Raw genomic sequence first — 13,176 nt, 5'->3', positions numbered from 1 at the left:
ATGTTCCAAACAGTACGTGGTATGGACGGCATCAAAGAAGCAGAAGTAGAGATCGCAGGTATCAAGATTAAAGCAGCTATTGTCAGCGGACTTGGAAATACAAGAAAACTGATGGAGAAGATTCGCTCCGGCGAAGCAGAATATCATTTCGTAGAAGTGATGGCATGTCCGGGTGGATGTGTCGGCGGTGGCGGACAGCCGATCACCGATGGTGTGGAGCTGGCAGATGTGCGTGGAAAAAATCTGTACAAGCTGGATAAAAAGAATCCACTTCGTTTCTCCCATGAGAATCCGTCCGTGATCAAAGCATACGAAGATTTCTTTGAGAAACCATTATCCCATAAATCTCATGAACTGTTACATACGGATCATGAAGCTTGGAAAATGCCGAATCAGAGATAGAAAGCAGATTGAGTAACTACAGGTGGGACAGTCAGTGACTGTCCTGCCTTTTTTTGTCTGTATTTAGTCTTAGAAAAAAACTGTTAAAATTCCTGTGTTGAAATCTTTTTTTCATGGCAAGCATACAAAGGCATAAAATGGAATGAATAAGAAAGTTCTGGATGTTTTGTTGTATGAAATGTTTCTTTATGATAAGTGTTTGCCTGGTATCTGTCATGATGTTTTCGTGTGCAAAGGTTTCAGGAGCGGAGAAAATGGTAACAGTGGTGCGAAATCCTGAAAAAGTCTGGCAGGATTCTGCGGAACAGTTTTCAGATTTTCACAGAGAGAATCTAAACTTGTATGCGAAAAGTGCAGTCCTGACGGATGCGGAAACCGGGCGGATTTTATACGGAAAAAATGCAGTTACACCAATGGCGAATGCAAGTACCACGAAGATCATGACCTGTCTGCTGGCGATAGAGAGCGGAAAGATGGGCGATACCGTGACTTTTTCGGAATATGCCTGCAAAATGCCAAAAGTACGCCTTGGATGCGCTGAGGGCACGCAATTTATGCTGGAAGATTTATTGTATTCTCTGATGCTGGAATCCCATAATGATACCGCTGTGGCCATTGCGGAACATGTAGCGGGAAGCGTGGAAGATTTTGCAAAACAGATGAATGAACGGGCGGCGGAACTTGGCTGCCAGAATACGCATTTTGTGACACCGAATGGTCTGGACAGTTCCGATGCGGGTGGCGCGCATCAGACAACAGCTTATGACCTCAGCCTGATCATGGCAGCCTGTATCCAAAATGATAAATTATTGGAAATCACAGAAACTGCTTCTAAAACCATTGCAAGTGTGGATGGCACATTTCAGGCAACGCTGAATAATCACAATGCGCTGCTTTCTATGGTAGATGGAGTAATCTCCGGGAAAACCGGGTTTACGGCAAAGGCGGGGTACTGTTATGTGGGAGCCTATTGTAACGATGACCGTGTATACACCTTTGCATTATTGGCCTGTGGTTGGCCGAATAACAAAGGATATAAATGGGAGGATTCCAGAAAACTGATTGCTTATGGAAATGAAACATATGCCCGGCAGCTGTACACCTGGGAAGCGAAACAAAAACAGATAGAGATACATAATGGTGTGCAGACAGATAGAACAGGGATGACGACAGAAAAACAGAGGCATATTTTTGGAAAAAAGCAGAGATATGCTTATTTAGAAGAGTTTGTGGCAGAGACAGAACCTATAGAGCAGGAGTTATTGTTGTCTGATACCGATATGATTACGGACGAATGGAGTCTGCCGGATTATTTGGAATCACCGATACAAAAAGGTGACGTGATCGGAGAACATGTTATTTTTTTGAACGGGTGTCAGATTTTGACACAGCCGGTTTATGCAGCAGAAACGGTAGAAAAATTTGATTACCGCTGGTGCTTGAATTATGTTTTTTCAAATATTTTTTGATATGAATTTGGTCGATCGATTATTTTGAGGAAAATACGCTGTTTGCAAGGACCGTGATTACTTTTTATACAAAATTTGAGATGAATCAGTTTATAACATGGATTTTTCTGGATATTGTTTCTTGACGAAATATGAGGTATACTATAACCGGTATTGCCCGACAGCAGTGAAACAGATTTTTTTGTTTTTTTACTGACATGCAGGGAAAGCATATCTGACTCGGCAATGTGCCGTGGCAGATAAAAAATTGGAGAAGAGAAATGAATAATTCAAATGAGCTGATTAACAGGATCAATGAAAAGTACAGCAGTATGAGCAAAGGACAGAAACTGTTGTCCACGTATATTACAGACAATTATGATAAGGCAGTTTTTCTGACCGCAGAGAAACTGGGAAAAGTTGTTGGGGTGAGCGAGTCCACGGTTGTGCGGTTTGCAACACATCTGGGGTATCGTGGGTATCCTGAATTTCAGAAAGCACTGGAGGAACTGGTGCGCAACAAGCTGAATTCCATCCAGCGAATGGAAGTAACCTATGGAAGAATCAGCCAGTCAAAGATTTTGGATACGGTGTTGCAGTCCGATGCGGAAAAAATCAAGGGCACGTTGGAACAGATTGACCAGAATGCCTTTGAAGCAGCATTGGATATTATTTTAAATGCAAAACATATTTACATTGTGGGAATTCGAAGTTGTGCACCGCTGGCAAGTTTTATGTCTTTTTATTTTAATCTGATGTTTGATAATGTGCATTTGCTTCATACGAGCAGTTCCAGCGAATTGTTTGAACAGATGGTGCGTATCAGTGAGGACGACGTGATCATCGGTATCAGTTTCCCACGGTATTCCATGCGTACATTAAAAGCCATGGAATTTGCCAATAACCGCAATGCGAAGGTGATCACATTGACGGACAGCGTGCATTCCCCGATGAATCTGTATTCTTCCTGCAATCTGATCGCAAAAAGTGATATGGCATCCATCGTGGATTCCCTGGTAGCACCGCTGAGCGTGATCAATGCGCTGATCGTGGCTTTGTGCATGAGAAAACAGAGTGAAGTAGCTGAGACGCTGGAGACGCTGGAGGATATCTGGGATGAATATCAGGTTTATGAGAGCGACGAGATCAATTATATCGATGACCATATGAAAATGCGATATGGAAAGATTGAGAAAGTAGACCGGGAAAATCCCGGAAAAGAGAAATAAATACGACAGGATTTGGGTAGAAATTCTGCATAGAAGAATAAGCATAGCAGGATTTTCGGCAGATATTCTGTCAAGAAAAAACTGAGTGATAAATCGGAGAAAATGAATGAGTAAAGTGGCGGTAATCGGCGGCGGTGCCGGAGGAATGATGGCGGCATGTATCGCAGCCGGGAACGGACATCAGGTAACCCTGTATGAACAGAATGAGAAACTTGGCAAAAAAATCTATATTACCGGAAAGGGACGGTGCAATCTGACCAATGCCTGCGATACGGAGGATTTATTTGCGGCGATCATGAAAAACGCAAAATTCCTTTATAGCGCAATCTATACCTTTGACAACCATGCGCTGATGGATTATTTTGCGGGACTTGGGCTGAAGATGAAGACAGAACGTGGAAACCGTGTGTTTCCACAGTCTGACCATGCTTCTGACGTGATACGGGCGCTGACAGATGAGCTGCGCAGAAAAAAAGTGCGCATCTGTCTGAATACAAAAGTACAGGAAATTTTAAGCAATGGTGAGAAAGTGACCGGTGTGCGCTGGGACTGTCATGATACACATCAGAGAAATCAGACCGAGGAGTTTGATGCGGTGGTGGCGGCCTGCGGAGGCGTGTCTTACCCGACGACGGGATCCGATGGAAGTGGATTTGAATTGTGTAAAAAACTGGGACATACCGTTACGGAACTGCGCCCTTCCCTGATCGGGATGACGACGGCGGAGGAGTATATTACAAAGCTGCAGGGATTGTCCCTGAAAAACGTAACACTGACCATAAAATCAGGTAAAAAGACGTTATATTCCGAGTTTGGCGAAATGCTTTTTACACATCAGGGAATCAGCGGCCCGTTAGTACTGACAGCCAGCAGCTGTATTCCGGATAAATATATGAAGCAGGAGCTGCCGTTTGAAATTGATTTGAAACCGGCATTGGAAGAAGAACAGCTGGACAAGCGTCTGCAGCGTGATTTTGCGGAGAACGTGAACCGACAGTTTAAAAATGCCCTGCACGGACTTGTACCGGCGAAACTGATGCCGATATTGATCGAATTATCCGGTATCGATCCGGAGAAAAAGGTGCATTCCGTCACCAGAGAAGAGCGGCATCAGCTTCTGACATTGCTCAAACATTTTCCGGGAACTATCACGGGACTTGGAAAGATGGAAGAGGCCATTGTCACCCGGGGTGGCATTAAAGTCAAAGAAGTAAATCCGTCCACGATGGAATCAAAACTGCTCCAGGGGCTGTATCTGTGTGGTGAGATGCTGGATGTGGATGCAGTGACCGGAGGATTTAACCTGCAGATCGCATGGTCCACCGGATATCTGGCAGGAATAAGTATAGAATAGGAGAGGTTTGGAAGATATGAGTTTTAACATTGCGATTGATGGACCGGCAGGCGCCGGAAAAAGTACGATAGCGAAAAAGCTGGCAAAAAAAATATCCTTTATTTATGTAGATACCGGTGCTATGTACCGTGCTATGGGATATTATTTTTTACAGCACGGTATTCAGGCAGAGGAAGAGGATAAAATAAAAGAAGCATGTAATGATATTTCTGTTGCTCTTGCTTACGAAGATGGTGTGCAGAAAGTACTGTTAAACGGAGAAGATATTTCCGGTAAGATCCGTCAGGAAGAAGTTGGCAATATGGCATCTGCCACAAGTGGTTACGGCTTTGTCCGTGCAAAACTTCTGAGCCTGCAGCAGGATATGGCAGCACAGCACAACGTCATCATGGATGGGCGTGATATCGGAACCTGTGTACTTCCGAATGCGCAGCTGAAGATTTTCCTGACAGCCAGCGTAGAAGTTCGTGCAAAACGCCGCTATGACGAACTGGTGGAAAAAGGAGAATCTTGTAATATGGCTGAGATTGAGAAAGATATCAGTGAACGTGATTACCGCGATATGCACCGTGAGATTGCACCGTTAAAAGCAGCAGAAGATGCGGTTATGCTGGATTCTTCAAACATGAATATTGATGAAGTAGTAGAAGCAATTTACGAGCATGCAAAGAAGGCAGGACTGAAAGCATGAAAGTAGAACTTGCAAAGATGGCCGGTTTTTGCTTTGGTGTCAACCGCGCGGTGGACACGGTATATCAGGAAGCGGCAGAACATTCTCCGGTGTATACGTATGGACCGATCATTCATAATGAAGAAGTGATCGCGGATCTTGAACGAAAAGGTGTCAGGGTGATCCACTCTCTGGAAGAAGCGAAGGAGCAGCAGGAGGGCACCGTGATCATTCGTTCTCATGGTGTGACTAAGGAAGAGCAGGATGCATTGATGGCAGATGGACTGCGTGTTGTGGATGCTACTTGTCCATTTGTAAAGAAAATTCATAAACTGGTGCAGGAGTATTCCCAAAAAGGCTATGATGTCATTATCATCGGAAGTGGCGATCATCCGGAAGTGCAGGGTATTGTCGGATGGTCCGATGCAGAACACACAGTTGTCATCAATAATGAGTCAGATGCGAAAAAATTAGAACTGAAGTCACGGAAAAAGGTTTGTATTGTCGCACAAACAACATTTAATTACAATAAATTTCAAGAACTTGTTGAAATTATTCAAAAAAAAGGGTATTATAGTGAGAGTACGGTGGACAAGGACAGTGAGATAATCGTACACAACACCATATGTAGTGCCACAAAAGAACGTCAGGAAGCTGCCAAAGAGCTCTCGGCGAAAGTGGATGCCATGTTGGTGATCGGCGGATTAAGCAGTTCCAATACCCGGAAACTGTATGAGATCTGTTCAGAAAATTGTCGAAATACTTACTTTATACAAACGAAAGAAGATCTAGAGAATTCTGACTTTTCGCGTTTCGACTACGTAGGTATTACAGCTGGGGCTTCTACCCCAAATAATATTATTGAGGAGGTTCAAAAATATGTCAGAAATGAGTTTTGAACAAATGTTGGAAGAATCTTTAAAAACAATCAGAAATGGAGAGGTAGTCGAAGGCACTGTTATAGATGTGAAACCGGATGAAATTATCCTGAATATTGGCTATAAATCAGACGGAATTATTACCAGAAACGAATACACAAACGACAATAATGTAGACCTTACTACTGTTGTTTCCGTTGGCGATACAATGGAAGCAAAAGTTCTGAAAGTAAATGACGGTGAGGGACAGGTTCTCCTTACATACAAACGTCTTGCAGCAGAGAAAGGCAGCGAGCGTCTGAAAGAGGCTTTCGAGAATGGCGAAGTTTTAACAGGTACAGTAAGCCAGGTATTAGACGGTGGCTTAAGTGTTGTTCTGGATGAGACAAGAATCTTCATCCCGGCAAGCCTTGTATCTGATACTTACGAGAGAGATCTTGGCAAATACAAAGATCAGGAGATCCAGTTCGTATTAACTGAGTTCAACCCGAGAAGAAGACGTATCATCGGTGACAGAAAACAGCTTCTGGTTGCTGAGAAAGAGCGTAAACAGAAAGAATTATTAGAGAAGATCAACGTTGGAGATGTAATCGAAGGAACTGTTAAAAACATCACAGACTTTGGCGCATTCATTGACCTTGGCGGTGCAGACGGACTGCTTCATATCTCTGAAATGTCCTGGGGACGTGTAGAGAATCCTAAGAAAATCTACAAAGTTGGCGATACTGTAAAAGTATTTATCAAAGACATCAAAGATACAAAAATCGCACTCAGTGTTAAATTCCCGGAGGAGAATCCTTGGAATAACGCAGCTGAGAAATATGCAGCAGGAAATGTTGTAACAGGTAAAGTTGCACGTATGACAGACTTTGGTGCATTCGTAGAACTTGCACCGGGTGTTGACGCTTTACTTCATGTTTCCCAGATCTCCAGAGATCACGTTGAGAAACCGGCTGATGTATTAAGCATCGGACAGGAAATCGAAGCTAAAATCGTTGATTTCGATGAGGCAGACAGAAAAATCAGCCTGAGCATCAAAGCACTTGATCAGAACACAGAGGCAGCTGAAGAGGAGTAATCTGACAGACTCTTGAATGTCATTAAAATGTAAAAAATTAGAAAAGGAGAATGCATTTGCATTCTCCTTTTTGTGTTCATGATTAAAAATGTGCAACCAATAAAAGCAGAGTATCTTAATACAAATAAACGGCTGATGTTGGGAATGCATTAATGTAAAAGACTGTTCAAATAACTTTTTATAAAGATATCCAACTGTTTGCGTGCATTGTCGGAAAGCACAATCTCATTTCCGGATAAATCTGCTTTCTGTGGTAATTCAAAGTAACTGGTCGTATCAGAACGGTCGCGGCGCAGATAAGACTCTTTATCCGGAACGGAATGTACGAGATAATCACATGTTTTTTCAAGATAGCAGTTCTCTTTTGTGGCTTTCTGACGGTGACCAGGATCCACGCAGGCACCGAGACTTTTGTGTATAATCGTCTGTTCTTCCGGCAGATAGTAATAATTTTTGTAATCCTTAAAATAATGGCGGAGACAGCCATGCTGGACCGGAAAAGAAATCAATGACTTCTGACCCTGTAGCAAAAGGGATGCATCCGAAAAGACAGTCGTAACTTTATGTGGAAATGCATATTCTGTGGTCAATGTGATGTCGCAGTAATGCGTCTGATCTGCAGATGAAAGATTTACATCCTGAATCTGGTAGTTCCCCTTTAAAAATTCGGCATAGAAAAGCAATACAAAGAGACCGTACATTCCACGTACATCTTCCTCATTGTGCAGCAAAAGATTGTGCAGCAGTTCTTCCGATGGCTCCTTAACATATAGAAGATACTGCGCAATCAGTTCTTTTCCAGTGTATGGATCTTCCCGGAAACATCCGAGAAAAGTTTCGATGGATTTTTGCTTATAATCCGGCAGTTGGATCAACTGTTTCAGTTGGCGGGCTTCACGATACAGATCTACAGATTGAATGTCGGAAAACGGCTGATCCATGTTGTGGGCGAAATATCGTTTTTTTAGAAACGGCAGATCAAAGGTATTGCCGTTAAAGGTCACGACGGTTTTATGTGTCTCCAATAATTCGGCCAGCGCAGTCAGAAGTTCCGGTTCCTGTTCCGGATTTTCGGCAAAAAAGAGCTGGATGTTAATGTCATTTTTAACTGTATCGGACAGACAGGAACATCCGATACAGTAGATGTATGCCCTGGCTGCAGACAGCCCGGTTGTTTCAATATCTAATAGAAGCATGTCTGGGGACAGTATTTTTTGGGTAAAACTATCTAACTCATAAACGGAAAAAAATGTTTGTTTTGTAATCATTTATTTGTAGTTCTCCTGTAAAGTTTGTACTTATTCCAGTTCATTATAACTTACCGGGTATTTTTTTCAATACATAAGAAAAATTGCACGTATTTTAATACTTTTTTTGGGAAGTGTGTTATAATATTTTTCGATATTATGCAGAATATATAGTTATTTCTGTGGAAACTATTTTAGAGAAAGTGGGGCACAGGTTATGGGCTTATGTACTTTTAAGGGCGGTGTCCATCCATATGATGGAAAGGACTTGTCGAAAGATAAACCGGTTCAGGAATATTTACCCAAGGGTGATCTGGTTTATCCGTTATCACAGCACATTGGTGCACCGGCAAAGCCAGTGGTTGCAGTAGGTGATGCTGTATTGAAGGGACAGATGATCGCTGAAGCAGGCGGTTTCGTATCTGCACCGATTTATGCAACAGTTTCCGGCACGGTTAAGGCAATCGAGCCACGTCGTGTTGCAGTCGGAGACATGGTGAACTCTATCGTGGTTGAAAATGACGGGGAGTTTAAATCTCTGGAGTTTACACCGGTAGACGATGTAGCGTCTCTGAGCAAAGAAGAGATCATCAAGAAGATTCAGAATGCCGGTATCGTAGGTATGGGTGGTGCGGGATTCCCGACACATGTAAAACTCTCACCGAAGGAACCGGAAAAAATCGACTACATTATTGCAAACTGTGCAGAGTGTGAACCGTATCTGACATCTGATTATAGAAGAATGATCGAGGAGCCGGAGAAATTAATCGAGGGAATGAGAATCATTCTTTCACTGTTTGACAATGCAAAGGGTATTTTCGGTATCGAGGATAACAAACCAGACTGTATTGCAAAACTGACAGAATTGACAAAAAATGAGCCAAGAATGGAAGTAAAAGCATTAAAGACAAAATATCCACAGGGTTCTGAACGTCAGTTGATTTTTGCAACAACAGGCAGAGCGATCAACTCTACCATGCTTCCGGCAGATGCAGGCTGTATCGTAGATAATGTTGATACAATCGTTGCAATTTATCATGCAGTAAAGCTTGGCAGACCGCTGATGCATCGTATCGTTACTATTACAGGTGATGCGATCACTGATCCGCAAAACTTCTATGTCTGTATCGGAACAAATTATGCAGAGTTAGTAGAAGCAGCAGGCGGATTCAAGACTCAGCCGAAGAAAGTAATCTCCGGTGGTCCTATGATGGGATTTGCAATGTTCGGACTTGACGTTCCGACAACCAAGACAACATCTGCTCTGTTGTGTCTGACAGAAGATGCAGTTGAGGATGCTGCCCAGAATGCAACAGCATGTATTAACTGTGGTCGTTGTGTAGAAGCATGTCCATCCAGAATTGTTCCTTCCAGACTTGCTGATTTCGCAGAAAATCATCTGGAAGAGCCATTTGAACAGTGGCACGGCATGGAGTGTGTAGAATGTGGAAGCTGCAGCTTCACATGTCCTGCAAAGAGAAATCTTGCACAGTCGATTAAATCCATGAGAAAAACAATTCTTGCAAACAGACGGAAAAAATAAAAAACGTTAGAAAGAGGTGGATTATTGTGAGTGAGTTATACAATGTTACATCATCACCACATATAAGAGCCAAAGACAGTACACAGAGAATCATGCTTTATGTAATCATTGCATTACTTCCGGCTACTGTATTTGGTATTATCAATTTCGGACCGCGTGCACTGGCAGTTGTTGTTGTTTCTATCGCAAGCTGTCTGGTATCCGAATACTTATATAACAAAATTGCACACAAGAAACAGACCGTAGGTGATTTAAGCTGTGTTGTTACCGGTTTACTTCTTGGTCTGAACCTGTCACATACCGTTCCGTTCTTCATTCCGATCATCGGTGGCGCTTTCGCGATCGTTGTTGTAAAAATGGTTTTCGGCGGACTTGGACAGAACTTCATGAACCCGGCACTTGGTGCTAGATGCTTCCTGCTTCTTGCATTCACAGGCCCGATGACAAGCTTCACATTTGATGGTGTATCTGGCGCAACTCCGCTGGCAGTCATCAAAGGTGGCGAACTTTACAGTGACACAATGGCTATGTTTACCGGCCGTATCGCAGGTACTATTGGTGAGACATCTGTAATCGCTCTTCTGATCGGTGCAATCTTCCTGATCCTGATGGGCGTTATTGATCTGAGAATCCCGGGTACATATATTTTGACATTTGTAGTATTTATCGTACTGTTCGGCGGACACCTTACAAGCGGTGATCTTGGACAGTTCGTAGTTCAGGAAGTATGCGGTGGTGGTCTGATCCTCGGTGCATTCTTCATGGCAACAGATTATGTTACTTCTCCGATCACTCCGAAAGGAAAAATTATTTATGGTATCATCTGCGGATGCCTGCTTGGTATCTTCCGTATGTTTGGCGCATCAGCTGAGGGATGTTCTTACTCTATCATCTTCGCAAACATGCTTGTACCACTGATCGAGAGATTTACAATCCCGAAACCATTTGGTAAAGGAGGGGAAAAATAATGAACGGAAAAATCATTAAAGACGCCCTGATCCTTTTCCTGATCACAGTTATCGCAGGTCTTGGTCTGGGTGCTGTATATGGCATTACAAAGGTCCCAATTGAAAAAGCAAATTATAACATTCAGCAGAATGCATACCGTACGGTATTCCCGGATGCAGATGCATTCAACGATATGGACGGATTTGATTCCGCAAAAGCAACAGAAGCAGCTGCAGCAGCAGGATACGCAGATGACACCATTGAGAACTGTGTTGTTGCTGTAGATGCAAGTGGTGCAGAACTTGGTTATGTTATTTCTGTAACAGACCCGAACAGTTATGGTGGAGATGTTACCTTATCCATCGGTGTTACAAACGATGGCACATTAAATGGATATTCCATCACAACAATCAATGATACTGCCGGACTTGGTATGAAAGCAAAAGAAGATTCTTTTTCTTCTCAGTTTGCAGGCAAACAGGTAGAATCATTTGAAGTTACAAAGACAGGTGCAACATCTGATGACCAGATCGATGCAATCAGTGGTGCTACAATCACATCAAGCGCTGTTACAAGTGCTGTAAATGCTGGACTGGCTTATTACAGAACACTTGCACAATAACAGGAGGGGAACTTTTAAATGAATAAGTGTATAGAACGTATTGTAAACGGTATCGTGAAAGAGAACCCTACCTTCGTTATGTTGATCGGTATGTGCCCGACCCTGGCTGTTACAACATCAGCTATTAACGGTATTGGTATGGGACTTTCCACGACACTCGTACTTGTATTTTCAAACCTTTTAATTTCACTGCTCCGTAAGATTATTCCGGACAGTGCACGTGTACCGGCATTCATCGTTGTCGTTGCATCTCTGGTAACTATTGTTCAGTTCTTACTGCAGGGTTATGTACCATCTCTGTATGCATCATTGGGTATCTATATCCCTCTGATCGTAGTAAACTGTATCATCCTTGGCCGTGCCGAGAGTTATGCTTCAAAGAATCCGGTTCTTCCGTCTATCTTTGATGGTATCGGTATGGGACTTGGATTTACTGTTGGTCTGACATGTATCGGTGCAGTTCGTGAGATCCTTGGATCCGGACAGATTTTTGGTTTCCAGCTTCTTCCGTTAGCTGATGCAGCTGCAGGTAAAGCAGGATTTACACCAATTACAATTTTTGTACTTGCTCCTGGTGCATTCTTTGTATTAGCTATGCTGATCGCAATCCAGAATGCATTCCGTGAAGCAAAACGTAAAAAAGGTATTGCAGTGAAAGAAAGAACCGGATGCTTTGACGGTGACTGTGCAGCTTGTGCAAGCAGTTGCTGTGAAGGAAAGGTGTTCACTGCAGGAACAGATGAGAAAGAATAAGGAGGAAAGGTTCAGATGAAAGAAGTATTACTTATCGCAATCGGCTCTGCCATTGTAAATAACGTTGTCCTGAGCCAGTTCCTTGGCTTATGTCCGTTTTTCGGTGTATCCAAAAAGGTAAATACTGCAGCCGGAATGGGTGCCGCAGTTATCTTCGTTATTACAATTGCATCCTTTATCACAAGTGTGCTGGATAAATTTATCTTGCAGCAGTTTGATATCACATATTTAAGAACAATTGTATTTATTTTAGTTATTGCTGCATTGGTTCAGTTCGTAGAGATGTTTATGAAAAAATCAATGCCGCCATTGTACAACGCACTTGGTATTTTCTTACCTCTGATCACAACAAACTGTGCCGTTCTTGGTGTTGCCCTGAACAATGTACAGTATGGTTATGGTATTGGCGTAAGTACAATCAATGGTTTCGCAACAGCAGTTGGATTTACCATTTCAATTGTCATCATGGCAGGTATTCGTGAGAAAATTGAGTACAATGATATCCCGACACCTTTCAAAGGTTCCGCAATCGTGCTGGTAACAGCAGGTCTGATGTCAATTGCATTTATGGGATTTTCCGGTGTCATTTAGGAGGGTATACAGATGAGCGTTTCAGCAATTATTATTGCCGCTGTTGTAGTCGGCGGTACAGGTATTGTCATTGGTATCATCCTTGGGATTGCCGGTGAGAAATTCAAAGTAGAAGTAGACCCGAAAGAGGAAGAAGTATTAGCAGCTCTTCCGGGAAATAACTGTGGTGGCTGTGGTTTTGCCGGATGTTCCGGTCTGGCTGCAGCAATCGCAAAAGGTGAAGCAGAAGTGGGTTCCTGTCCGGTCGGCGGTGCTGCAGTAGCAGCCAAAATTGGTGCGATCATGGGTCAGGAAGTTGGCGAATCTGTTCGTGAAGTTGCATTTGTAAAATGTGCAGGAACATGTGAAAATGCAAATACAGATTACGAGTACTATGGAGTAGAGGATTGCTCCATGATGGCTTTCGTACCAAA

14 protein-coding genes are annotated in these 13,176 nt (G+C 42.9%); 13 read left to right on the top strand and 1 reads right to left on the bottom strand.

Annotated features, from left to right (window positions below; all coding sequences use genetic code 11):
• The 7 genes from Q0I54_RS11665 to rpsA form a co-directional block, all read left to right on the top strand.
• A partial coding sequence (locus Q0I54_RS11665; RefSeq protein ID WP_296118827.1) for an iron hydrogenase small subunit occupies positions 1-402 on the top strand: 402 nt, incomplete at its 5' end.
• A gap of 254 nt (positions 403-656) precedes the next feature.
• Positions 657-1,871, top strand: coding sequence for a D-alanyl-D-alanine carboxypeptidase family protein (locus tag Q0I54_RS11660; protein ID WP_296118826.1), 1,215 nt, complete (start codon positions 657-659; stop codon positions 1,869-1,871).
• A gap of 260 nt (positions 1,872-2,131) precedes the next feature.
• Positions 2,132-3,079 carry a MurR/RpiR family transcriptional regulator gene (locus tag Q0I54_RS11655; RefSeq protein ID WP_296118825.1) on the top strand — a complete coding sequence of 316 codons (948 nt, stop codon included), beginning with the start codon at positions 2,132-2,134 and terminating at the stop codon, positions 3,077-3,079.
• 106 nt (positions 3,080-3,185) lie between these two features.
• Positions 3,186-4,433 carry an NAD(P)/FAD-dependent oxidoreductase gene (locus Q0I54_RS11650; RefSeq protein ID WP_296118824.1) on the top strand — a complete coding sequence of 416 codons (1,248 nt, stop codon included), beginning with the start codon at positions 3,186-3,188 and terminating at the stop codon, positions 4,431-4,433.
• Between the two features lie 16 nt (positions 4,434-4,449).
• Positions 4,450-5,124, top strand: coding sequence for a (d)CMP kinase (gene cmk, locus Q0I54_RS11645; RefSeq protein WP_296118823.1), 675 nt, complete (start codon positions 4,450-4,452; stop codon positions 5,122-5,124).
• Positions 5,121-6,002 carry a 4-hydroxy-3-methylbut-2-enyl diphosphate reductase gene (gene ispH / locus Q0I54_RS11640; protein WP_296118822.1) on the top strand — a complete coding sequence of 294 codons (882 nt, stop codon included), beginning with the start codon at positions 5,121-5,123 and terminating at the stop codon, positions 6,000-6,002. Before cmk ends, ispH begins: the two co-directional genes overlap by 4 nt.
• Positions 5,983-7,059 carry a 30S ribosomal protein S1 gene (rpsA, locus tag Q0I54_RS11635; protein ID WP_296118821.1) on the top strand — a complete coding sequence of 359 codons (1,077 nt, stop codon included), beginning with the start codon at positions 5,983-5,985 and terminating at the stop codon, positions 7,057-7,059. Before ispH ends, rpsA begins: the two co-directional genes overlap by 20 nt.
• Positions 7,060-7,208: 149 nt before the next feature.
• On the opposite strand, the gene Q0I54_RS11630 is transcribed toward rpsA, so the two are convergent.
• Positions 7,209-8,327: a ribonuclease H-like domain-containing protein gene (locus Q0I54_RS11630; RefSeq protein ID WP_296118820.1), complete on the bottom strand. Its 1,119-nt coding sequence runs from the start codon at positions 8,325-8,327 to the stop codon at positions 7,209-7,211.
• Between the two features lie 196 nt (positions 8,328-8,523).
• Between Q0I54_RS11630 and rsxC the strand changes: the two genes are divergently transcribed.
• From rsxC to Q0I54_RS11600, 6 genes are all read left to right on the top strand, one after another.
• Positions 8,524-9,849, top strand: coding sequence for an electron transport complex subunit RsxC (rsxC, locus tag Q0I54_RS11625; protein WP_296118819.1), 1,326 nt, complete (start codon positions 8,524-8,526; stop codon positions 9,847-9,849).
• A gap of 26 nt (positions 9,850-9,875) precedes the next feature.
• Complete coding sequence (locus Q0I54_RS11620) at positions 9,876-10,817, top strand: RnfABCDGE type electron transport complex subunit D (protein ID WP_296118818.1); 942 nt, start codon at positions 9,876-9,878, stop codon at positions 10,815-10,817.
• Positions 10,817-11,419: an RnfABCDGE type electron transport complex subunit G gene (locus Q0I54_RS11615; protein WP_296118817.1), complete on the top strand. Its 603-nt coding sequence runs from the start codon at positions 10,817-10,819 to the stop codon at positions 11,417-11,419. The genes Q0I54_RS11620 and Q0I54_RS11615 overlap by 1 nt, the downstream gene beginning before the upstream one ends.
• Positions 11,420-11,437: 18 nt before the next feature.
• Entirely contained in the window at positions 11,438-12,172 is a 735-nt protein-coding gene (rsxE, locus tag Q0I54_RS11610; RefSeq protein ID WP_021739972.1) for an electron transport complex subunit RsxE, read from the top strand.
• Positions 12,173-12,187: 15 nt separating this feature from the next.
• Positions 12,188-12,763, top strand: coding sequence for an electron transport complex subunit RsxA (gene rsxA, locus Q0I54_RS11605; RefSeq protein ID WP_021739971.1), 576 nt, complete (start codon positions 12,188-12,190; stop codon positions 12,761-12,763).
• A gap of 12 nt (positions 12,764-12,775) precedes the next feature.
• A partial coding sequence (locus Q0I54_RS11600; RefSeq protein ID WP_296118815.1) for an RnfABCDGE type electron transport complex subunit B occupies positions 12,776-13,176 on the top strand: 401 nt, incomplete at its 3' end.

Origin of the sequence: uncultured Eubacterium sp., assembly GCF_934295145.1 — a bacterium.
Taxonomy (GTDB): Bacteria; Bacillota; Clostridia; order Lachnospirales; family Lachnospiraceae; genus Eubacterium_I.
This window is presented reverse-complemented; position numbering and strand designations above follow the sequence as displayed.